The organism is Metallibacterium scheffleri (genome assembly GCF_002077135.1).
Classification (GTDB): Bacteria; Pseudomonadota; Gammaproteobacteria; order Xanthomonadales; family Rhodanobacteraceae; genus Metallibacterium; species Metallibacterium scheffleri.
The window spans coordinates 316,477-339,519 of the sequence record NZ_LDOS01000002.1 but is presented as its reverse complement, the minus strand read 5'-3'; the positions used below and the strand labels follow the sequence as shown (position 1 = coordinate 339,519).

Here is a 23,043-nt window from a genome sequence, read left to right as displayed (position 1 = left end):
TATTCATGCCGCGCGCCTTGGGAATCCGGACATGTCATGCGCGGCGGATCCGCGCAGTCACAAAAGCCGCGCGAGCCAGCACGCAATCGCAGACGCACACGTCACATGGCGCAGCGCGTGCGCCACGCATCGTTCAGTCGCCGCGCGCGAACAGCACGCCAAACGCGGGCAGGTGCGCCGTGTAGGCCTCGATGCGGCCCGCATCGGGACCGGCATGAACCAGCGTCTGCCACGCGCCCGCAGGCAGCACGACGCTTTGTGGGTCGGCATCGAGATTGAACAGCGCGAGGATTTCATCGCCGCCCGAACCGCGCACGAACCCCAGCAGCGGCTCCGGCAGATCGAGCAAGCGAATCGCGCCGCCGCGCAGCGCCGGCTGCCGCTTGCGCCATGCGACGAACGCGCGAAAGCGCTGCAGCGGCGAGCGCGCGTCGCGCTCCTGCGCGGCCACGGCCAGCGCGCGGTGTGCCGGCGGCACCGGCAGCCATGGCGTGCCGCTGGTGAACCCGGCCTTGGCGCTGGCGTCCCAGGGCATCGGCGTGCGGCAGCCGTCGCGGCCCTTGAAGTTGGGCCAGAACGCGATGCCATAGGGATCGCGCAGCGCCGCGAATGGCACCTCGGCTTCGGGCAGGCCCAGCTCCTCACCCTGATACACGCACACCGAGCCGCGCAGGCACAGCGCCAGCGCGCTCATCTGCGCGATCTGCGCGGCGCCGGGCTGGGCACCGCCCCAGCGTGTGGCCACGCGCGCGACATCGTGATTGGAGATCGCCCAGCACGGCCAGCCCTCGCGCAGACCGGCTTCCAGCGTGCCGACGGTAGCGCGCACGTGACGCGCGGAGAATTCCTCGGTCAGCAGCTCGAAGCTGTAGCCCATGTGCAGACGCCCGGGCTGGGTGTATTCGGCCATGGTCGCCAGTGAATCCTCGGAGGCGATCTCGCCCAGCGCGGCGGTACCGGGATACCCATCGAGCAGCGCGCGCAGTTGTTCCAGAAACGCCAGATTCTCGGGCTGCGTGTTGTTGTACCAGTGGTACTGGAACGCATACGGATTGTCGGCGCTGAAACCGCGCCCGCTGCGCTCGCTGGCGGGCTTGGCCGGGTTGTCGCGCAGCAGCTTGTCGTGAAAGCAGAAGTTGATCGCGTCCAGGCGCACGCCATCGACGCCGCGCTCCAGCCAGAAGCGCACGTTGTCCAGCGCCGCGGCGCGCACTGCCTCGTTGTGGAAGTTCAGGTCCGGCTGCGCATCGAGGAAATTGTGCAGGTAATACTGGCGGCGGCGCGGCTCCCAGGTCCACGCCGGGCCACCGAAGATCGACAGCCAGTTGTTGGGCGGCGTGCCGTCGGCCCTGGCGTCGGCCCACACGTACCAGTCGGCCCTGGCGTTGTCGCGGCTCTCGCGGCTCTCGCGGAACCAGGCGTGCTCGACCGAGGTGTGGCTGAGCACCTGGTCGATCATCACGCGCAAACCGCGCGCGTGCGCCGCGGCCAGCAGGCGGTCGAAATCCTCGAGCGTGCCGAACAGCGGATCGACTGCGTGGTAATCGGCGATGTCGTAGCCGAAATCGGCCATCGGCGATTTGAAGAACGGTGCGATCCAGATCGCATCCACACCAAGGCTGGCGATGTAATCCATGCGCGCCAGGATGCCGGGCAGATCGCCGACGCCGTTGCCGTCACTGTCGAGAAAGCTGCGCGGGTAGATCTGGTAGATCACCGCGCCGCGCCACCACGGCGTGGCCGCGCGGGCGGCTAGCGGCGCGTGCCCGGCGGGCGCCACGCTGGCGGCGTGCGTGTCGGCGAGTGCGTTGGGTTCGACGGCCATGGATCCCCCGTGAAGGCCCGCACACGATGCCCGCGCGAGCAAAACAAAATGGTTGCGGGAATCCACGCACGCGGCGATGGCATCCCGAAGGCCTGCACTTTAGCCGCGTGCACTACACTTGCCGCCGCCGATGAATACGTATTCATCGCCTGCGCGAGCCGGTACGCCGGCCACGCACGCCACACTGCATATATAACGCCAGCGTCGCGGCGGCAGGCGCCGGACAGCGTCAACGCGCAGCGCCCCCTCTCGAGGAATCCAGCATGAGTGCAGTCCTGTCATCCAGTGCCATGCAGGCGCGCCGCCACATCGTGTTCACCGCCACACTCGCCGCGCTGGCGGGGCTGATGTTCGGCCTGGATGTGGGCGTGATCTCCGGCGCGCAACAGTTCATCCAGCACGATTTCGCGATCGACGACCGCGTCATCGAGTACATCGTCAGCAGCATGATGCTGGGCGCGACCCTCGGCGCGGCCGGCGCCGGCTGGCTCTCCGGCCACTTCGGACGCAAGCGTTCGCTGATATTCAGCGCAGCACTGTTCGTCGTCGGCTCAGCACTGAGCGCGGCGGCGTGGTCGCCGGGCACCCTGATCGGCGCGCGCCTGGTATTGGGCCTGGCCATCGGCGTGGCCGCGTTCACCGCACCGATGTATCTGGCCGAGATCGCCCCCGAGGACAAGCGCGGCGCGATGATCAGCACCTACCAGTTGATGATCACCATCGGCATCTTCGTCGCGTTCATGTCCGACACCGCCTTCAGCTACAGCGAAAACTGGCGCTGGATGCTGGGCATCATCGCCGTGCCTGGCGCGCTGTTCCTGCTGGGTGTACTGGGCCTGCCGGAAAGCCCGCGCTGGCTGCTGATGCGCGGTCGCAGCGACGAAGCCCGCGCGGTGCTGGGCAAGCTGCGCGGCGACGATGCCGTGGTCACGCGCGAGGTCGCCGCGATCGAGGAGCAATTGCGCATCCCGCAGCGCGGCTGGAACCTGTTTTTCAGCAACCGCAATTTCCGCCGTTCGGTGGGCCTCGGCATCCTGCTGCAGGTGGTGCAGCAGCTCACCGGCATCAACGTGGTCATGTACTACGCGCCGCGTATCTTCGCCGACATGGGCTACGCCACCAGCGCGTCGATGTGGTTCACCGCTGTCGTCGGCCTGACCAATGTGCTGGCCACCTTCATCGCGATTGGTTTTGTCGACCGCATCGGCCGCAAGCCAATCCTGTACGCCGGCTTCGTGGTGATGGCCGTGGGTCTGGGCGTGGTTGGCCTGCTGATGCATCTGGGCATGGCCACGCAGACCGAGCGTCTGCTCGCCGTGGCCATGCTGCTGTTCTTCGTCGTTGGCTTCGCCTTCTCGGCCGGGCCGCTGGTGTGGACGCTGTGCTCCGAGATCCAGCCGCTCAAGGGCCGCGACTTCGGCATCGGCGTGTCCACCGTCACCAACTGGATCGGCACCTTCCTCGTCGGCGTCACCTTCCTGACCCTGCTCAACCACCTCGGCCACGCCAACACGTTCTGGTTGTACGCCGGTTTCAACGTGGTGTTCCTGCTGTTCACCTGGGCACTGGTGCCCGAGACCAAGGGCGTCACCCTCGAGCACATCGAGCAAAAGCTCATGGCTGGCCAGCCGCTGCGCGATATCGGGCGCTAGCGATCACATTGCCGGGCGCATCTCGCGGCACCACGCCGCGACTCGCTACACTCGGCGCATCGAAGGAACCGATCGCCGAGCGATGCGCTGCAAGCTGTCCCGCACCCCGGTGCGCCATGAATCACCCCGCGTTCGTTGCTCCCGCGCCGGCGGTGGCCCCAGCAGACGAATGCCTGGTCATCCCGTGTCTTCCGCGGTTTCTCCTCGTCAGTCCTTCCCGATTCCGCTTCGTCATCCCCGCGCAGGCGGGAGGCGCTTCAGCAACAGCGAAGCTGGTCATCCAGGAAATTGCACGCGGCGCTGGATCCCCGCCTGCGCGGGGATGACGAGCCGGTTGCATCGGTTCGCGCATCGTCTGCTGCGCAGTTCCACCTGCGCGGGAATGGCTGGTCGTGCAAGTCGCGTTCTGCTGGTTAGTTTGCTGACGCTGGCGCCAGTGCTGGCGCAGGCCTCGGTGCAAGTGCAGATCAGCGGCATCGACAAGGTGCTGGCCGCGGCGGTACGCGCCAATCTGGCACTGACGCCGTATGCCGACCGTGCGGTGAGCGAGCCGCAGATGCGCCGTCTGTACGCCAGTGTGCCCGACGAAGTGCGCAAGGCACTGGAGCCCTACGGCTATTTCGGTGCACGGCTCGTCGCGGGCAGCTACAAACGCGCGACCGGCAAGACCGCCGATGAAAACTGGACGGTGACGCTGCATATCGCCGCCGGCACGCCGGTGCGCGTGACAGCACTGCAACTGGACATGCCCGCCGATGCGCTGCAACTACCCGCGGTGCACCGCGCCGTGCGCGCATTCGTACCGAGGACCGGCGCGATACTCGATCAAGCCCTGTACACGCGCTCCAAGCAGGCGGTGATGGCCGCGCTGCAGGCCGATGGCTATCTCGACGCCCGGGCCACGCAACATGAGATCGCGGTGAATACCGCAACGCATCGCGCGGTGATCAAGCTCGCCTGGGCGCCAGGGCCACGCTACAAACTCGGCGCGGTCACCTTCACCGGTTCCCAGTTCGTGCCCGGATTCCTGCAACGCTTCGTGCCCTGGCGCGTGGGCGAGTTTTACAGCCAGGACGCGTTGCTGCAGTTGCAGCAGCGCCTGACCGGCGCGGATTATTTCGCCATGGTCGAGGTGAACCCGGAACCTCGACAGGCACGGGATCTCGTCGTGCCGGTGGCGGTGACCGTAGCGCCCGCCAAGCGCACCGTGTACAGCGCCGGCGCGCTGTATGGCACCGACACCGGCGCGGGCATCGAGGCCGGAGTGCGGCGGCGCTGGCTGAATCGCTACGGGCACAAGGCCGCGCTCGACACGCTGCTGGCGCAGCGACTGAAAACCGCCGCGCTCATCTACACCATCCCGCGTCCCGGCCAGGACAACAAGGCGTTCAACTTCGGCGCCAACTGGCTGGATTCGAACACCGCCACCTCGCGCTCGCGCACGCTCGGGCTGGTGGCCAACGAGTCGCGCGAGTGGCGCGGCTTCAGCAGCAGCTTCGGGCTCGATGCGCTGTCCGGCGACTACGTGGTCGGCGGCGAGAACGGCAACTCCACGCTGCTCTACGCCGAGGCCAGCCTGGGCAAGAAAAAGGGCGCGAACCCGGTCTACGTGCGCAACGGCTGGGCGGTCAGCGCCGTCGGCCGCGCTGGCGGGCCGCTGTCGACCACGGCGTTCACGCAACTGGCGCTGGATGGCACCTGGATCCACAGCCTGGCACCGCGCGACCGCATCATCCTGCGTGGTGACGCGGGTGCCACCTGGGTGCAGGATTTCAACGCGCTGCCGCCGCAGCTCCGCTTCTTCGCCGGCGGCGACCGCTCGATCCGCGGCTACGGCTACCAGACCGTCGGCCCGCGCAACGCACAGGGACTGGTCATCGGCGGGCGCAACCTGCTGGTGGCCAGCGCGACGTACGAGCACTACTTCCTGCCCAAGTGGGGCGTGGCGCTGTTCGCCGATGGCGGCGATGCCTTCAACGGCAGCGCCTTCCAGATGCACCAGGCGATCGGCTTCGGCCTGCGCTGGATCTCGCCGGTGGGGCCGGTGCGTGTGGACTTCGGCTTTCCCATCGGCGACCGCCACGCGCACGGGCTGAGCCTGCACATCAGCATCGGGCCGGATTTGTGAGCGCACCGCGATGAACACGCCGCCCGAATCCGCGCGCACTGCCGAGGCACCGCCGCCACGGCGCCGGCGCTGGCTGCTGCGCGCACTGGGCGTGCTGTTGCTGCTGCTGATGGCCGCCGTCGCCTGGCTGCTGGGCACGCAAAGCGGGCTGGATTTCGCGCTGCTGCGTGCGCGCGCGTTCACGCACGGCGCGCTCAGCGTGCAGCAGGCACAGGGGCGGCTGTGGGGATCGCTGCACCTGCGCGGCGTGCGCTGGCGCGGCGCGCATGGCCTGGAAATACGCATTGCCACGGCGCGCATCGACTACGCGCCGCTGGCGCTGCTGCGCAAGCGCCTGGACATCACCCGGCTCGATGCCAGCGGTTTGCGCGTCAGCCTGCCCGCGCCGCAACCACCGAGCAACGCGCCGCCGAACCTGCATGCGCCGCTGGCGATCCACATTGTCGAGGCCACGCTGCGCGATGCGTTGATCCTGCGCCAGCAGCAACGCGTGTTCGCCGTGAACACGCTCAGCCTGCGCGACGCGGCGTGGACGCACAGCCAGCTCGCCCTCGGCGCACTCGATCTGAACGCGCCGCAATTGGCGCTGCAACTGCAGGGTCAACTCGGCCTCGACGGCGGCTGGCCCGGCACGCTCGTCGCGCGCCTGCGCGTGCCGCGTCAACCCCAGGCGCTGGCGTTGACGCTGCATGCGCGCAGCGATGGCCGCAGCGCGACGCTGGACGCGCACGTCGCCGCGCCCTTCGCCGCCACGCTGCACGCGCAACTGGCCACGCGCGCGCCGTATGCATGGCAGGGCACGCTGCGCGTACCGCGCTTCGCGCTGGCCATGCTGCTGCCGGGCAACGCGCGCACGCTCGCGCTGAATCTGGCTGGCCACGGCGACGCCACACAGGCGCTGCTGGCCGGCACGCTCGATGTCGATGCCTGGCCGCTGCGGCTGCGCGCGCTCGAGGTGCAGCGCACGGGTGACACCCTGCAACTCAGACAGCTCGCGCTGGCCTCGCCGCGCATGCCCGGCAGCCTCGACGCGCAGGGCCATATCGCGCTCGCCGCGCACCCCGTCAGCGCCGATCTGGCGCTGCGCTGGCACGGCGTGCAGTTGCCTGCCGCGCTGCTCGGGCAGGCGCTGGCCAGCGCCGGCAGCGCGCAGTTCCAGGGCAGTGCGCAGGCCTACCGCGTGCAGTCGGATTTCAGCCTCGATGTCAGCGGCAAGCAGCGCGCGCAAGTCACGCTGGCCATGCACGGCGACACGCACACGCTGGCCGTGGACCGCCTGCGCCTGCAGCAGACGCGCGGCAGGATCGATGTGAAAGGCGACGTGGCGCTGGCCGCGCCGCATGCATGGCGCATCGCCGCCCGCGCGACGCGCTTCGATCCGGCGCTGCTGGCGCCGGCCTGGCCGGGCGAGCTGAGCTTCGCGCTGGGCAGCAGCGGCCAGCTTGATGCGCGCGGCCCGACTGGCACGCTGGTGTTGCACGACCTGAACGGCACCTTGCGTGGACGCGCGCTGCGCGGCAGCGCCAACCTTGGCGTGCACGGGCGGCGCTTGCCGCAGGGCACGCTGGATCTGGCCGCGGGCGCCAGCACGCTGCGCTATGCCGGCAGCGGCGGGGCCGCCACGGCGCGCATCGACGTGCGCAGCCTCGCCGATTTCCTGCCGCAAGCCAGCGGCAGCCTGCACGGCAGCATCAGCGCACGCGGCGTCTGGCCGACACTCGATCTCGATGCGCGGCTCAGTGCCGGCGATCTGCGCGCTGCCACGCTGCGGCTGGGCAACGCCACGCTGCGCGCGCAGGTGCGCAATCTCGCCACGCCGCACGGCACGGCCCAGCTCAGCGCGCGCACGCTGCAACTCGGTGCGCACAAGCTCGACCGGTTCGACGCGCGTGTCACCGGCAACCAGCACGCATTGACACTGCATGTCGATGCCGGCGGCGCGGCCGGCCAGCTCGCGCTCGACGCCAGCGCCAGCGCCAGCGGGAAAACCGCACGCGACTGGCAAGGCGAGCTGCGCAGCCTGCAAATGACGCCCGCGCGGCAAGCCGCATGGACGCTGCAGGCACCCGTCGCGTGGCGTTATCGTGCCGGCGCCCTCAGCCTGGCCGATGCCTGTCTGGCGCAGGGTGCCGCGCGCCTGTGCGTGGGCGGCAGCCGTGCCGCCGACGGCAGCGGCACGCTCGATTACCGGCTCGCCGCCTTGCCGCTGGCCAGCCTCGCCGCACTGGTCACGCTGCCCGAGGGTGCGCGCGTGCAGGGCACCCTCGATGGCGCGGGCGCGCTACGCTTCGATGCCGCGCTGCATCTGCGCGGCCATGCGCAACTGCAGTCACCCGGCGGCAGCGTGAGCCTGCCCGGCGTTGACGCGCAACCGCTGGGTTGGCGCGACTTGCGCGTACAGGCCGATATCGGCGCGCAGTCCGGACAATTCAGCGCGCACGCGACGCTGCTGCCGGCGGGCACGCTGGATGCCAGCGCCACGCTCAGCGGCGCACAGCAGACATTGGGCGGACGCATCGTGCTCAGCCTGCCGCAGTTGCACGTGCTCGAGCCATTCGTGCCGCAACTGGCGCGTGTGCAAGGCGCGCTGGCCGCTGACTTCGCTCTGGCCGGCACGCTGCGCGCGCCGGTGCTCACCGGCCAGGCCCGGGTAACTGGATTCGCCGCCGAGCTGCCGCTGCTGGGCCTGCATTTCAAGCAGGGCGACATGACCGTCGCACGCGCCGCCGATGGCGCGCTCAACTTCGGCGGCAGCGTGCAATCCGGCGCTGGCACATTGGCGATCGCCGGCAGCGGCAACATGCAGGACTTCGCGCTCACGCTCAAGGGCCAGAACATCCTCGCCGCCGATCTGCCCGCCGCGCGCGTGCAGATCAGCCCCGACCTGCACTTCACGCGCAACGCGACCGGCTATGTACTCGACGGCTCGGTGCTGATCCCCAGCGCGCAGGTGGACCTGGCCAAGCTGCCCGGCGCCGGTGCCGCGCAGGCATCCCCGGATGTGGTCATCGTCAACGCGCCGCCGCTGACGCCGATCTCGCCGCTGCCGCTGCGCGCCAGCGTGCTGGTGAAGCTGGGCACCGCGGTGAAGCTGCGCGGCTTCGGCCTCGACGGCAAGCTGAGCGGACAACTGCATGTGGACGAGCAGCCCGGCCGCGCGCCCAGCGGCCGCGGCGAGATCGGCGTCAGCGGCACCTACCGCGCCTATGGTCAGGACCTCACCTTGAAGCAGAGCCGCTTGCTGTTCGCCGGCACGCCGCTGGACAACCCCGGCCTCGATCTGACCGCCGAGCGCGTGCTGCCCGATGTCACCCCGGGCCTGCGCATCACCGGCACCGCGCAGCGCCCGGTGCTGCAGGTGTTCTCCACGCCGACCATGGAGCAGAGCGAAGCGCTGTCGTACCTGATCACCGGCAAGCCGCTGTCGGCGCTGAAGAGCGGCCAGGGCGACATGCTCAACTCCGCCGCGCAGGCGCTGGGCAGTGCCGGCGGCGACCTGCTGGCCAAGGAGATCGGCGCACGCATCGGCGTCGATGCCAGCGTCGGCGACAACGCCGCGCTTGGCGGCGCCGCGCTGACCGTGGGCAAATACCTCTCGCCGCGCCTTTACGTGGGCTACGGCGTCGGCCTGTTCACCCCCGGCCAGATCGTGACCCTGCGCTACAAGCTTTCGCGCCTGTTCGATTTCGAGGCGCAGACCTCGGCGCTGTACAACCGCTTCAGCTTGAAGTACCGGGTGGAGAAATAGCGCGATGTGATAATCAGGCGCAGCTGCGCAATCAGTGTCACCTAGCGTGAAACGTCCGCCATTCCGCCCCAAGTGCGCCGCCAGACGCAGTTTTCCGCGCGCTGCGGCATTCCGCAAACCACGATTTCCAGCATCGAGAACGGGCGCGTCAATCCGGGCGTCGAACGCGCGAAAACCCTTGCGCGCGCGCTGCGCTGCCATCCGGCCGTGTGGTGCTCCCGGGTTGGCAAGTGGATGCAGCAGCCTGAGGCGATACTGCGCGGGCATCCCCTGGCCAGCTCAATACGCCGCCACCGCCTGGCCCCAGCGCACGATGGCCCACAGCAAGAACATCAGCGCGGCGGCCAGCAGCAGCGCGGCGCCGATACCCACGAAGCGCAGACCAGGGTCGCGGCGCAGGCGCTTGTAACCCGTGATCATGGCCACGATCAGGTTGTCCTCGCGGCGTACCAGCGCATGCAGCAGCACCGCGGCGACATGCAGCGCGATGAACGCCAGCAGGATGTTCTGGTTGATGTCGTGGATGCGCGTCATCAGGCGCACGGTGGCGTCGGACACGCGCCCGCTGAGCGGCCCGAACACGGTGATGGCGTCACTGGCGAACAGGCCGCTGATACCCTGGATCAGCAACAGCGCCAGCAATACCAGCACCGACAGCGCGCCCAGCGGATTGTGTCCCACCGGGTGCCCGAACTTGGTCCATAGCGTGCCGCGCATGTAGGCGGCGATGCCGCGCGGGCCGCGCAGGAACTGGCTGAAGCGGCTGCTGTCGGAGCCGACGAAGCCCCACAGCACGCGCACGCCGACCAGCACCAGGATCGCGTAGCCGAAATAGAAGTGCCACTGCATCGACAGCCAGCCCCACTCGGCGGTGCCAAACTGCAACAGCACCAGCAACGCCAGCGCCCAGTGGATGAAGCGCGTGGTCAGGTCCCAGACGCGGTAACGCGCCAGCGGTGCGCAGGCGGGGGCTTCGGGTGTCTCGGGGTCGCTCGGATTCATCAGCGGCTTCATGCGGCGGCGGTTGCGTCGAGTCTAGCGGTGCACGTGCGTTTTGCGCAGGGCCGGAAGCCACGCGCAACGCGGCTGCCTGCAAGCGCTCAAGTCAATGTGCATTCGACAAGACGAGATGCTGCGAGCGCACGGCCAGGTCGTTGGGGCGCGCCATCCCCGCGCAGGCGGGGATCCAGTGCCCTGGATGACCAGCACCGCTGTTGTAAAGCGATTCCCGCCTGCGCGGGAATGACGAGGGGTGAGGTGCGGGAATGACGAGGGGTGGAGCGCGGGAATGACGAGCCGTGGAGGCGCGGGAATGAAAAAAGACAGATGCATGCCACGCCACCGCCTTCGCGGTGGCAGGCAGCGCGCGGGGATGACAACCCGGTCACGCTCGATATTCGATCACGATGTGTATCAGGCGATGCCCAGCCCGGCGATTTCGCCGAAAGCGGCGAGTGCGCAAGGATCGAAACCGGCCAGCTCGGCGAAGCGCCGGCCGCGCGCGGCGTAGTCGCGGAACTGGTCGAAGCTCGGCGCACCCGGCGACAGCAGCACTGCGCCGCCGGGGGCACTGCAGGTGCGCGCCAGATCCACGGCGGCGACGAGGTCCGCCGCATGCCGCCACGGCACACCTGCCGCCGCGAGTGACGCACCGATGCGCGCGGCGCTGGCGCCCTGCGCGATCACCGCCTGCGGCGGGCGCGCCGCCAGCCAGGTGGCGAACGGCGCCCAATCGAGGCCGCGTTCGTGGCCACCGAGAATCAGCGTCACCGCCGCGCCGGGCAGGCTTTCCAGCGCGGCGCGCGTGGCTTCCGGCGTGGTGCTGATGGAATCGTCGATCCAGTGCAGTCCAGCGCGCGCGCCGAGGCGCTGCAGGCGATGCGGCAAACCGCGGAAGCGCGCCAGCGCGGATGCCGCGGCCACGGCATCGCCGCCGAGAATCTCCAGCGCGCACAACGCCGCGCAGGCATTGCGCGCGTTGTGCAAGCCCGGCAGCGCGAACCGCGCCAGATCGAACACGCGTCGATCGCCGCGCCAGATCGCGCCCTGCGCCACGTGCCAGCCCGCGGCATCGTCATACAGCCTGCGCGCCGCGTGCGTGGCCGTGGCGTCCAGCAACGCCGGCTGCGCGGCATCGACCAGCAGCGTGCGCGCAGCATCGGCCAGGCGCAGTTTGTCGGCGCGATAGCGTTGCGGCGTGCCGTGCCAGTCCAGATGCTCCTCGTGCAGATTGGTGATCACGCCCAGCTCCAGCGGGCCCGCCTCGCCGGTCTGGAAGCTGGACAGCTCCAGCACCCACAGCGCGGCAGCGTCATCGAGCAATGCCAGCAGCGGCAGGCCGATGTTGCCGGCCAGCGCGGTGCGCCAGCCCAACGCGCGCGCCAGATGCGCCAGCAGCGCGCTGGTGGTGCTTTTGCCCTTGGTACCGGTGACGCCGACCACGCGCGCCTCCGCGCGCTCGCCAAACCACAGCGCGGTGCCGGAGGTAAAGCGCGTGCCCTGCGCCTGCGCGATGGCGATCTCGGGTCGATAGGCACTGATACCGGGCGACTTGATCACCCAGTCGAACTGCGCCAGCGCGGCGGCATCGGGCGCGACATCGAGCACCGCGAGCGCAGGATGCGCGGTGCGCGCGGCGGCGGCTTCATCGGCGCTGCACCACAGCGTCAGCGGCTGCCGCGGCAGGCGTCGCGCCAGCGCGCGCAGCGCGGCGCGGCCTTCGCGCCCGTAACCCCACACCGCCACGCGCCGCGCGGCGAGATCGGCAAAACGCGGCAACGGCGCGTTCACGCGCGCAAGAACGCCAGCGCGGGGGCCAGCCGCGCGGGCACGCCATGCGCGCCCTGCGGCGTCAACCACGGCTCCAGCGCGAGCGCGGCCGGATCGAGCTGCGCCAGGATCTCGCTGCGAAAGCGCGCCACCAGCACGTCCTCGCGCCACTCCGGACGCTGCGCCAGCGCGGCCATCGCGGCGCGCGCCTCGGCACCCTCGCCCACGCACTCGAAGGGTTTGTGCCCGCGGTACTCAAGCAGCGCGTCGAAGCCGGCGGCCTGAGTTTCGTCATCCAGCAGGTTGCGCCCGAAGATCGCCAGCAGACGCGGTTTGGGCAGGAACGGCGCCAGCGCCAGGAACACGAAATGGCATTTCGGACATTGCCCGCACCAGCGATCGGACGGCTTCGGCCCGAGGATGCGGAAGTTGCGGTTGCAACTGGAGAACACCCCGAAATACTGCGGCAGGCGCGCGAACGCGCGCGTCACCGCCAGCTCGGACCAGGGTCGCAGCAACGAGCAGTAATGCAGGTCGGCGGCGACGCCCTGCCGTACCGCGTGCGCGAAGGCCTGCTCGAAATCCCAGCCCTTGCTCCACTGGTGGTTCACCGGCTGGCCGTCATATTCGAGCGTGGCGCTGGACGCCGAGCGTTCGTTGGCGAAGGCGATGCTGTCGTGGCCGTACAGGATCGCCGCGCACACCAGAATGGCCGAGTTCACCGCGGTCACCGGCACGTGTCCGTTCCACGCGCCCATGCGGTTGTAGGCGAACAGCTCCGGCGCCAGCGTGCGCTCGATGTTGAGTGTGGGCAGCCCGGTATGCGCCGCGCAGGCCGCGATCAGCGGCGAGTTGCCCACCCAGGCCGCGGTGCACTCGGCGCCGATGCTGCGCAACGCCTCGATCGCCACCAGCGAATCCTTGCCGCCGCCGATCGGCACCAGCGTGCGCGGTGGCAGGCCCAGCGCGGGCGCGGCGGATGCGGCAGCCGACTGCACCCGCCAGTGCATGCGCCCACGCAAATCCAGTCCGTTGCGATAGGCGAACTCGGCCAGGCCGTGCGTGTACACCGCGCGCAGCAGATCCAGCGTGGCGGCATCCACGCCCGCGCCATCGATGCGCAACTCCGGCGCGACCCCGGCCTTGTAGTAGCTGACCCCGGCGAGCAGGTGCAGCAGGCGCAGCGCGCGCTGGAAGCTGTCCGCGCGCGCGCCAGCCAGGGCCGGCGCATCGGGAAAGCGGATGCGCTCGACCAGCGCCGGTCCCTCGTCGAAGGCGTAGCGCAAACGCGCCTCGCCCGCTGCGTAATCGCAACCGGTGAAGCGGAACACCCGCGCCTGGCGCGGATCGGGAAGTTCAGTCACGGGACTTGGCATGGGCATTCATTACGTTGTTGTGCCGCCTTGGCACGGGCGCGACATCGCACGCGCGTGAACGCGACATCGCGCGTGAACGATGGTTCTTGCGCGGGGCTTGGCAAGATCCTCCGTTCCGTGCGGCTGCCGCCGACTCTTGTCATCCTGAGCATGGCGAAGGATCTCGCTGTGGCGCTGGCGTGGCGCGTGTAGTCATCGCGCACTTCGCGCAGCGCAAGCGCCAGCCCCGGCGCGGAGCAAGACCCTGCCAGCGTGCGCGCTTTCACTCGAACACCTCCTCCAGCGGCAACCCGCGCAAGTTGTAATTCGAGGCCATCGTCGCGCCATAGGCGCCGGCGTGTTCGATCAGCATCACATCGCCTTCCTGCGCGGCGGGCAGGCGCCGGTCGCTGCCGAGCACATCACCGCTCTCGCAGATCGGGCCGACGACCTGGTACAGCGCATCCGCTGGCGCCTCCGCGCGCGTCAGGTTGACGATGCCGTGGCGTGCGCCATACAGCGCGGGGCGCAGCAGCGTGTGCATGCCGGCATCCACGCCCAGATACGTGCGCGCGTCCTTGCTCTTGAGCTGGGTGACGCGCGCCAGCAAGACGCCGGCCTCGGCGACCAGATAACGCCCCGGCTCCATCCACAACTCGTATTGCGGATAGGCGCGCTTGATCTCGAGCAGGCCGGCGTCGAGTGCCGCCAGATCCAGCGGCTGCTCGCCGGCGCGTTGCGGCAGGCCGAGGCCGCCGCCGATATTGAGCGCGCGCAGCGTACCGATGCGCTCGGCCAGGCTGGCCAGCTGCGCATACACGCGCGGCCAGTGCGCGGCATCGAGCACACCCGAACCCAGATGCGCGTGCAACACCACGACACGCGCGCCCTGGCGCTGAGTCAGCGCGAGGAACGCGTCGATGTCACCCAGCGGCAAGCCGAACTTGCTGGCGCTGCCGCCGGTGCGCACCTTCTCGTGATGACCGACCCCGCTGCCGAGGTCCACGCGCAGGCCGATCTCGCGCGCGGCAAACAATTCGCCCCAGTGCTGCAGCGGATGCAGCGCGTCCAGCGTGACCAGCTCGCCGGCCGCCAGTGCCGCGGCGTAATCGGCGCGCGGCGCGAAATTGGGCGTGAACAGGCGCGGCGCCTGCGGCGCATGGCTGCGCGCGGCGTCCAGCTCGCCCGGCGACACGCACTCCAGGCCGAAACCCGCGGCGGCCAGCGCCGCCAGCAGCGCCGGATGCGGATTGGCCTTGAGCGCGTAATGCCAGCGATCCACCGCGCCCAGCGCACGCAGTGCCTGCGCATGCGCGCGCACGCTCGGCAGGTGGTAGACGTAACGCGGCGTGCCGCGCGCAGCGGCATCCAGCAGGCGCGCGCGCGCGCCACGCCACCACGGCGGCGACGCCGCCGCCACGGCGGGGGCATACAGCGCCTGCCAGCTCGGCCCGAACAGCGCGGCATCATCCGCGCGCAGCGCGCCGGCCTGCAGCAGCAGCGCGTGCATGCGCGGCAGCAAGGCATCGGCCACGGCCTCGTCGACGACAAAGGTCAGGTTGAGGTTGTTGGACGACTGCGAGATCAGATGCACGCGCTCGCCGCCCAATTCGGCCAACAGCCCTTCGAGCCGATGCAGCATGCTGCGCATGCCGCGCCCCACCAGGGTGACCGCCGCGCACGGCGCGATCACCTTGACCCGGCATACCTGGGCGAGATCGGCGGCCAAGGCTGCCAGAGCATCGGAGTCGAGCAGGTTCTCGGTGCTGTCCAGCGACACGGTGACGTTGGTCTCGGCCGAGCCGATCAGGTCCACCGACAGGCCGTGGCGCTTGAACTGCGCGAACACGTCGGCCAGGAATCCCACCTGCTGCCACATGCCGATCGACTCCATCGACACCAGGGTGATGGCCTTGCGCATGCTCAGCGCCTTGACGCTGGGACTGGCGCTGACCGACTCGGCGTCGATCACCGTGCCGACCAGATCGGGATGTTCGGTGTCCTTGATCCACAGCGGCACGCGTGGCGCGCGCAGCGGCGCCAGGCAACGCGCGTGCAGCACTTTGGCGCCGGTGGTGGCGATTTCCTGCGCCTCCTCGTAATCGAGCCGGCGCAGCAGGCGCGCATCGGGTACCTGACGCGGATTGGCGCTGAACATGCCGGCGACATCGGTCCATATCTCGACGCGGGCCGCGCGCAGCAAGGCGCCGAAATGCGCGGCGGAGGTGTCGGAACCGCCACGCCCGAGCAGCACAGTGTCGCCGGCTTCATCGCGCGCGATGAAGCCCTGGGTGATCAGCACGTTGCCGTGACGTGCCAGCGCGGCGGAGACAGCGGCATCGGGCGCGGTATCCAGGCTCGCCGCCAGGCGCCGCATGCGCTCGCTCTGATTGGGTTGCGCGTGCGCGAGCAGCACGCCGCGCGCGTCCAGCCAGTGCGCGCGCAGATAGTCCGCGCCCAGCGCGCTGCTGAGCAGCTCGCCGTGCGCCATCACCGCAGCCTGCCAGCGCAGGGCATCGTGCGCGTCCGCGCCGGCGGTCAGCAGCACATGCAAGCTGTGCAGTTGCGCACGCCAGGTTGCATCCTCGCGCAGACCCAGTGCGGCGGCGAGCGCGGCGTAGCGCGCCTCGATCCGCGTCCACGCCAGCAACCGTGGCGCGACATCGGGCTCGGCGCACAGACTTTTGAGCGCATCGGTCACGCCCGCCAGGGCGGAAACCACCACCAGCACGCGCGCGCCTTGCGCACGGCGTGCGCGCGCGAGATCGCGGATGATCGCCCAGCGCGCCGCGGTGGACACGCTGCTGCCGCCGAACTTCAGCACGATCCACGGGGCGGACTCAGGCAGGGGCTGCGCTTCGGACACGTTGGCATCGCCGGTGAAAAGCAACGCGCGAGTGTTGCGGCTGCCGGGGCAAATGGCAACGGCTTGGGACCGATGTTCAGGGTGCGGGGTTCGGGAATGAAGACCGTGTTACGCCTTGCCATCCCGGGCGCAGCGGGCGATCTCGGCGATGCAGGCGCGATGCACGCATGCAGCACCCAGATCCTTCAGCCTGCGGCTTCAGGATGACACAGCGAAAAACAGGCCGCGATGCTGCCGGCTACCGGCTATCCGCATCCGCGCGATCGATCAGCCACTGCGTCAGCAGCGGCACCGGGCGCGCGGTGGACATGCCCTTGCGACCCTCGCCCCAGGCGGTGCCGGCGATATCCAGATGCGCCCAACGCTGGCCCTCGGTGAACCGCGCCAGAAAACACGCGGCAGTGACCGCGCCGGCGCCCTTGCCGCCGATATTGGCGAAGTCGGCGAAGGCGCTCTCGAGCTGTTGCTGGTAGTCGTCCCACAGCGGCAGGCGCCAGGCGCGGTCGTGCGTGGTCTCGCCGGCCGCCAGCAGCTCGGCGGCGAGGTCGTCGTGCCTGCTCATCAGGCCCGAGGCGTGCTTGCCCAGCGCAATCACGCAGGCGCCGGTCAGCGTGGCCGCATCGACGATGGCGACCGGCTCGAAACGCTGCACGTAGGTGAGCGCATCGCACAACACCAGGCGCCCCTCGGCGTCGGTGTTGAGCACCTCGATGGTCTTGCCGGACATGCTGGTGAGGACATCGCTGGGACGGTAGGCGTCGCCGTCGGGCATGTTCTCGACCGCGGCGACCACGCAGACCAGATTCAGCACCAGCTTCAGCTCGACCGCGGCGACGAATGCGCCCATCACGCCGGCGGCGCCGCCCATGTCGAACTTCATTTCCTCGATGCCGCCCTGCACTTTCAGGTTGATGCCGCCGGTATCGAAAGTAATGCCCTTGCCGACCAGCGCATAGGGCTTGGCGTCACCACCGCCATTCCAGCGCAGCACGATGAGCTTGGGCGGATTGGCCGACCCGCGCGAGACCGCCAGCAGCGAACCCATGCCGAGTTTTTCCATGTCCGCGCGCTCGAGGATTTCCACCGCGACACCCGGGTGCGCGGCGGCGAACTGGCGCGCGCGCTCGGCCATGTATGCAGGGTTGCAGATGTTCGGCGGCAGATTGGCCAGCTCGCGCGCGAAGTCGCTGCCGATGGCCATGCCGCGTGCCTGCTGCAGACCCTGCGCGGCGGCGGCGCTGCCGTCGAACACCAACTTGCGCAAACGCACGCCGGGGCCTTGCGGCTTGAGCGTGGCGGTGTAGCGATAGGCATGCTGCGCGGCGGCCAGCGCCAGCGTGCGCAACTTCCAGGCCTCGTCGCGGGCGGTGACCTCGACCTCGCCGAGAAAGTTGGCCGCGAGCTGTGCCGGCATGGCGGCCAGCGCGCGTGCGGCCTCCTGCGCCACGCGCTGGTAACGCGCCGCGTCCAGCACACCAGGCTCGCCCAGCCCGACCAGCAGCACGCGCTCGGCGCGCACGCCGGTCAGCGCGTGCAGCAGCAAGCTGCTGCCGGGCTTGCCGGTGCAGTCGCCACTGGCGATCAGGCGCGTGATGTGCCCACCGCTGGCGGCATCGACGCGCGCCGCGGAGGTACCCAGCTTGCCCTTGTCGTGCACGCCGATGACGATGCAGCCGGCTTCGCATGAATCGGCGACGAGGGAATCAAGACTGAATTCGAGTGCCATGGGGATGCTCCTGGGCAGGGCTGCGCCAGCGGCGCAAGCTACACTTTGGGAATTGAGCCGCGAGCGCGGCGCGGGCGCATGTTAGTCGATGTTACGCATCCTCGATCGCTACCTGCTGCAGGAACTCACCTTCGGCACGCTGGGCAGCGCGGCATTGCTGCTGGTGGTGACCATCGGCGGCACGCTCTCGGATGTGCTTTCCAAGGTCGCGGCCGGGCGCTACCCGGCCAGCGTGATGTTTCCCGTTCTGGGCCTGCGCGTGCTCGATGCACTCTCGGCGCTGTTGCCGGTGGCGTTGTTCCTCGGCGTGCTGCTGGGTCTGGCGCGGCTGTACCGCGACAGCGAGATGCACGTGCTGAGTGCGTCCGGCATGGGGCCATCCGGGCTGCTGCGCCCGGCGCTGCTGCTGGCCGTGCCGGTGACGATCGTGGTGGGCGTGATCTCGTTGTGGCTGGGCCCGTGGTCGGCGGCGGCCTCGCAGGCGATGGTGGACAGCGCCAACCGCTCGGTGATCGCCGCGGGGCTGGAAGCGGGACGTTTCACCGAACTGCCCGGCGGCAATGGCGTGATCTATACGCAGGAACTCAGCCCCGACGGGCAGCGTCTGACGCGCGTGTTCGTGGCCAGCGAACGGGTGCATCCGGGCACTGCACCAGAAGTGAACCTGGTCACCGCCGCGCACGGCAGGATGTTCATCGATCCGCAAAGCGGCGACCGCTTCCTGGCCTTGTCCGATGGCCACCGCTACAGCGGCGTGCTCGGACAGAGCAATTGGCGCCTGCTCGATTACCGGCGCAATGATCTTTCCCTGAGCAGCATCAACGCCAGCGTGGACGATGCCGGCGCCGGCGCGCCGCACGAGCAGACCACGCTCACCCTGTTGCGCTCGCAGGTGCCGGCCGACCGCGCCGAGCTGGCCTGGCGTATCGCCGCGCCGCTGAGCGTGCTGGTGCTGGCGCTGCTGGCGCTGCCGCTGGCGCGGCAGAATCCGCGCGAACCGTTTTACGGACGCCTGCTGCTGGCCGTGCTGGCGTATCTGGTGTTCGCCAATGTGCTGGGCATCGGCCGCGCCGAGATCATGGCCGGGCGCAGCGCCGGCGCCTGGCTGATGGCGCTGATCGAGATCGCGGTGGCCGCGTTCGCGCTGCTCTGGTTCCGCCGCCAGAATCGCGAGCGTCACGTGCGTGGAGCGCGCGCGTGAACCTGTCGTGGCTGCCGCCGCTGCCGCGCCTGAAACGCGCCGATAAATTGCTGATCATCGGCGTGCTCGGCCCGATCGTGCTCACTTGGGTGCTGCTGGTAGGCTTCGATGCGTTTTTGCAGTTCGCGCGCCAGCTCAGCAACCTGGGTCGCAACGGCTACACGCTGGGACAGGCGGCGTACTTCATCATGCTCACTATCCCGCGGCGCTTTTTCGAGATGTATGGAAACGCCGCGCTGATCGGCACGCTGCTGGGCCTGGGTGGGCTGGCCGCCAGCAACGAGCTGACCGCGTTGCGCGCTTCTGGCATGTCGCGCCTGCGCATCGGCGGCGCGGCGCTGGCGCTGGTGGCACTGCTCAGCGTGGCCGCGCTGCTCGATGCCGAGTACGTCATGCCACCCGCCGAGGCGCGCGCGCAGGGCATCCAGTTGGCGCTGACCGCGCGCAACATCGCTGCGGCCACCGGCACCGGATTGTGGGCGCGCGACGGCGACAGCATCGTCAACGTGCGCAGCGCGCTGGCCACGCACCAGGTCATGGGCCGCGGCATCGATCTGCGCGACGTGCGCATTTACCAGTTCGACGCGCAGGGCCGACTGCTGTCGATACGCTGGGCGGCCGCTGCCAATTATCGCGACGGGCGCTGGCAACTCGAACAACTGCAGCAAACCCGCTTCGGCGCAGGCGGCGCCACGCGCAGCGTGCTGCCCACGGCGCCGTGGAAGACCGGCCTGAGCCCGCGCCTGCTGGAACTGTCGGTGCTCAGCCCGAACACGCAGGCGATCAGCGACCTGCTGCGCAACATCGACTATCTGCACGGCAACGGCCTCGATGCGCGCGTGTACACCGATGCGCTGTGGCAACGTCTGTTCTATCCGCTCAACGTGCTGATGCTGGTGTTGTGCACGCTGCCGCTGACCTTCGGCACGCTGCGCGCGGGCGGCTTCGGCAAGCGTCTGCTGATCGGCCTGCTGATCGCGGTGGGCTGGTTTTTCCTGCAGCGCGCGCTGGTCAACCTGGCGATCGTCTACAGCGTGCCGGCCTGGCTGGCCAATCTGGGGCCGATCCTGCTACTGGCGATGGTGGCGATCTGGGTGTTCCGCCGCCGTCACGCCTGATCCAGGCAAGGAGATCGCGCAGACTACGAAATCGTATGACAGGTCGCAACGCGTTCAGCATCAGCCTGGCTACACTCGGGACGCGCATGGTCGGACTAGGGACGCCGTGTTGACCCCGTCGACCACGCCAGGCTTGGTCAAAATCCGACGGACATGCCCAAGGGGGGCACCACCATGCAGCATCGACTGAAGTACACCTTGATCCTGGCCGCGTTGCCGCTGCTGGCCAGTGCCGCGATGGCACCGACTACGGCGCCAACCGCGCCCGTACCCGCAGTGGCGGCGAAACTGTCGCCGCAGATCGCGCACATCGCCGCCACGGTGGGCACCAGCGAAGGTCACACCCTGCAAACGCGGGCGCTCGCAGCGCAGCAACTGCCCTACGGACCTTCGCCGCTGGCCGCGCGTTTCAACAGCAACGGCCAGGTACAGGTGTATTTGCACTACGACGCGCAGCAAGGCGCGCCGGCGCCGGCCACGCTGCAAGCGCTGGGCGCCACGCGCATCCTCACCAGCCCTGAACTGGGCGTGGTGCAGGCATGGGTGCCAGCCAGCGCGCTGTATCGGATCGCCGCATTGCCGCAGGTCGCGCGCGTCACCATTCCGCGTTATGCCGTGCCGGCACGCAATCTGGCGCCGATCGGCGCCAGGCCGCGCGAAGGCTCGGTGGACACGCAGGGCGACCAGCTGCTTGGCGCCGCGCAGTTCCGCACTGCCACCGGCCTCGACGGCTCCGGCATCTCGGTGGGCATTATCTCGGATGGCGTCGGCACGATTAGCGGCAGCACTTCCAGCGACATCACCCAGGACCAGAGCACCGGCGATCTGCCCACCAGTCCGGCACCGTATGTCAACACCGCAGTCAACGGCGGCGGCAGCGGCAACGAAGGCACGGCGATGATGGAAATCGTCTACGACATGGCGCCCGGCGCGGGGCTGGGTTTCTGCGGCCCGGCCACGGATGCCGACTTCATCACCTGCCTCAATGACTTCGCGGCCGGCAATGGCGGCTTCAGTCCGACCATCATCGCCGATGACCTGGGATTTCCGGGTGTCGCCATGTTCAGCAACGGCCGCTTCGCCACCGCGGTGCAGAACTTCGCCATCGCGCACCCCAACATCCAGTTGCTGACCGCGGCCGGCAACGATGCGCAGCAATTCTGGTCGGGCACCTGGAACCCGATGACGATCAGCACGCCCATCAGCCCCTCACCCACCAGCACCACCAACCAGTACACCTACACGCAGGCGCAGAACTTCGGCACCGCCGGCAACCCGCTGCCCTACATGAGTTTCCCGGTGGCGGCAGGCGACACGGTGACGTATGTCGTGGAATGGGACGATACCTGGCCGCTCAGCAGCAGCGCGGCCAACGACCCCAACGATTACGACGTATTCCTGACCGATACCAGCGGCAACATCCTCGCCTGCAGCATGGGCATCAATGCGGGCCCGGTTTCCACCTCCACGGCAACGCCGTCGCCCAGTTACTGCGATCTCGGCAGCAGCCCAGGCACGCTGACCTCGCCCGGACCGCAGCCCGTGCAGGGCAACCAGTACACCAACAACGGCAGCAGCACGCAGCAGCTGCAACTGCACATCTACATGCGCAACGGCACGCCGGGAGCCAACCTCAAGGTGCTGGTCTTTGCCAACAACCACAGTTTCCAGCTGATCCCGAATAACCCGGTCGGCAGCATCTACGGCCAGTCGGCCCTGCCGGCGCCGTATGAGCTGACCACCACGGCTGTTCCAGCAAGTAATTCGGCATGCACACTGAGCCCGACTACGGCGTTGCAAACGATAGAACCCTATGCTTCGCAGGGGCCGGTGTTTTTATCTCAGCCAAGCACCGGAAACGTCACGCAGCAGAAACCTGACTTCACCGCTGTCGACGGTGTGAACGTCACCGGCGTAGGCGGCTTCGGGCAGAACAACAACACCACGCCGCCCAGCGCGACCTTCTGCGGCACTTCGGCCACCTCCGAGGCCACCGGCGCCGTACTGGCACTGCTGAAGAGCGCGTTCCCCAGCAGCACGCTGTCGTCTTCCGCGATGCTGCAGGCCGGTGCGCAGGCACTGACCAGCTCGGCCAGCAATGGCAGCGGCAACCCCAATGGCGTGTATGGCTACGGACTGGTCAATGCCTACAACTCGGCGGCGGCGATTGCACCCAAGCCCCTGGCGACGATCAGTGCGCCTGCCGCCAACAACACCAGCATCCGGCCCGGCGGCACGGTCAGCTTCAGCGGCAGTTGCTCGGCCAATGGCGCGCCGGGCAGCACCGCGCTGGCTTGGGCCTTCGGCACCGGCGCCAGCCCGAGCACCTCCACCAGCAGCAGCGTCACCGTAACCTATGCCACGGCCGGCACCTACACCGCCACGCTGACCTGCACCAACAATGCCTTCAACACCAGCACGACCGCCACGCGCACGGTGACCGCGGCGGTACCGCCGCCACCGCCCGCGCCGGGTGGCGGTGGCGGTGGACTCGGCCTTTTCAGCCTGACTGCACTGGCCGCGCTGGGCGCTGCGGAAGCCATGCGTCGACGTCGCACCCGTTTGCACCTGTAGGCCATCCACGCGCCTTTGCGCGCGTTGATGACCAGGAAGGCAGGGAATTCCCCTGCCTTCTTCATGACGGGAATCAGCAAG

The 23,043-nt window shown here is 69.1% G+C and carries 12 protein-coding genes and 1 pseudogene; 7 read left to right on the top strand and 6 right to left on the bottom strand.

All coding sequences use genetic code 11. From position 1 onward, the window contains the following. Positions 1-133: 133 nt before the first annotated feature. Positions 134-1,825, bottom strand: a complete 1,692-nt coding sequence (locus Mschef_RS06725; RefSeq protein ID WP_081127084.1) for an alpha-amylase family glycosyl hydrolase — start codon at positions 1,823-1,825, stop codon at positions 134-136. A 263-nt stretch (positions 1,826-2,088) separates the two neighbouring features. Between Mschef_RS06725 and Mschef_RS06720 the strand changes: the two genes are divergently transcribed. The 4 genes and pseudogenes from Mschef_RS06720 to Mschef_RS18420 all read left to right on the top strand — a co-directional run. Continuing rightward, positions 2,089-3,477 carry a sugar porter family MFS transporter gene (locus tag Mschef_RS06720; RefSeq protein ID WP_081127083.1) on the top strand — a complete coding sequence of 463 codons (1,389 nt, stop codon included), beginning with the start codon at positions 2,089-2,091 and terminating at the stop codon, positions 3,475-3,477. A 382-nt stretch (positions 3,478-3,859) separates the two neighbouring features. After that, the gene (locus tag Mschef_RS06715; RefSeq protein WP_081129877.1) at positions 3,860-5,605 is read left to right on the top strand and encodes an autotransporter assembly complex protein TamA; all 1,746 of its coding nucleotides are present in this window, start codon (positions 3,860-3,862) and stop codon (positions 5,603-5,605) included. Positions 5,606-5,615: 10 nt separating this feature from the next. Beyond that, positions 5,616-9,353: a translocation/assembly module TamB domain-containing protein gene (locus tag Mschef_RS06710; protein ID WP_081127082.1), complete on the top strand. Its 3,738-nt coding sequence runs from the start codon at positions 5,616-5,618 to the stop codon at positions 9,351-9,353. A gap of 72 nt (positions 9,354-9,425) precedes the next feature. After that, a pseudogene (locus Mschef_RS18420) lies at positions 9,426-9,551 on the top strand (helix-turn-helix domain-containing protein); the annotation flags it as partial. Positions 9,552-9,632: 81 nt separating this feature from the next. Here the strand turns inward: Mschef_RS18420 and Mschef_RS06700 are convergent. The 5 genes from Mschef_RS06700 to Mschef_RS06680 all read right to left on the bottom strand — a co-directional run bounded on the left by Mschef_RS06700 (position 9,633) and on the right by Mschef_RS06680 (position 18,069). Beyond that, entirely contained in the window at positions 9,633-10,355 is a 723-nt protein-coding gene (locus tag Mschef_RS06700) for a cytochrome b/b6 domain-containing protein (protein WP_081129876.1), read from the bottom strand. Between the two features lie 411 nt (positions 10,356-10,766). After that, complete coding sequence (gene murD, locus Mschef_RS06695) at positions 10,767-12,143, bottom strand: UDP-N-acetylmuramoyl-L-alanine--D-glutamate ligase (protein ID WP_176212416.1); 1,377 nt, start codon at positions 12,141-12,143, stop codon at positions 10,767-10,769. Beyond that, positions 12,140-13,498, bottom strand: a complete 1,359-nt coding sequence (gene murL / locus Mschef_RS06690; protein ID WP_081127081.1) for a UDP-N-acetyl-alpha-D-muramoyl-L-alanyl-L-glutamate epimerase — start codon at positions 13,496-13,498, stop codon at positions 12,140-12,142. Before murL ends, murD begins: the two co-directional genes overlap by 4 nt. A gap of 262 nt (positions 13,499-13,760) precedes the next feature. After that, positions 13,761-16,298 (bottom strand): bifunctional aspartate kinase/diaminopimelate decarboxylase, encoded by a 2,538-nt coding sequence (locus tag Mschef_RS06685; RefSeq protein WP_242426543.1) that lies wholly within the window; start codon positions 16,296-16,298, stop codon positions 13,761-13,763. Positions 16,299-16,581: 283 nt separating this feature from the next. Continuing rightward, the gene (locus Mschef_RS06680; RefSeq protein ID WP_081127080.1) at positions 16,582-18,069 is read right to left on the bottom strand and encodes a leucyl aminopeptidase; all 1,488 of its coding nucleotides are present in this window, start codon (positions 18,067-18,069) and stop codon (positions 16,582-16,584) included. Positions 18,070-18,157: 88 nt separating this feature from the next. Between Mschef_RS06680 and lptF the strand changes: the two genes are divergently transcribed. From lptF to Mschef_RS06665, 3 genes are all read left to right on the top strand, one after another. Continuing rightward, complete coding sequence (lptF, locus tag Mschef_RS06675; protein ID WP_081127079.1) at positions 18,158-19,270, top strand: LPS export ABC transporter permease LptF; 1,113 nt, start codon at positions 18,158-18,160, stop codon at positions 19,268-19,270. Beyond that, positions 19,267-20,388: an LPS export ABC transporter permease LptG gene (gene lptG, locus Mschef_RS06670; RefSeq protein WP_168708938.1), complete on the top strand. Its 1,122-nt coding sequence runs from the start codon at positions 19,267-19,269 to the stop codon at positions 20,386-20,388. The genes lptF and lptG overlap by 4 nt, the downstream gene beginning before the upstream one ends. A gap of 174 nt (positions 20,389-20,562) precedes the next feature. Further along, complete coding sequence (locus tag Mschef_RS06665) at positions 20,563-22,962, top strand: PKD domain-containing protein (RefSeq protein WP_206780154.1); 2,400 nt, start codon at positions 20,563-20,565, stop codon at positions 22,960-22,962. The last annotated feature ends 81 nt before the right edge of the window (positions 22,963-23,043 follow it).

Bases quoted from the DNA above. Each gene is read 5' to 3' on its own strand.
- Mschef_RS06725 (WP_081127084.1), bottom strand. From the start codon at position 1,825: ATGGCCGTCGAACCCAACGCACTCGCCGACACGCACGCCGCCAGCGTG.
- Mschef_RS06720 (WP_081127083.1), top strand. From the start codon at position 2,089: ATGAGTGCAGTCCTGTCATCCAGTGCCATGCAGGCGCGCCGCCACATC.
- Mschef_RS06715 (WP_081129877.1), top strand. From the start codon at position 3,860: ATGGCTGGTCGTGCAAGTCGCGTTCTGCTGGTTAGTTTGCTGACGCTG.
- Mschef_RS06710 (WP_081127082.1), top strand. From the start codon at position 5,616: ATGAACACGCCGCCCGAATCCGCGCGCACTGCCGAGGCACCGCCGCCA.
- Mschef_RS06700 (WP_081129876.1), bottom strand. From the start codon at position 10,355: ATGAATCCGAGCGACCCCGAGACACCCGAAGCCCCCGCCTGCGCACCG.
- murL (WP_081127081.1), bottom strand. From the start codon at position 13,498: ATGCCAAGTCCCGTGACTGAACTTCCCGATCCGCGCCAGGCGCGGGTG.
- Mschef_RS06680 (WP_081127080.1), bottom strand. From the start codon at position 18,069: ATGGCACTCGAATTCAGTCTTGATTCCCTCGTCGCCGATTCATGCGAA.
- lptF (WP_081127079.1), top strand. From the start codon at position 18,158: ATGTTACGCATCCTCGATCGCTACCTGCTGCAGGAACTCACCTTCGGC.
- Mschef_RS06665 (WP_206780154.1), top strand. From the start codon at position 20,563: ATGCAGCATCGACTGAAGTACACCTTGATCCTGGCCGCGTTGCCGCTG.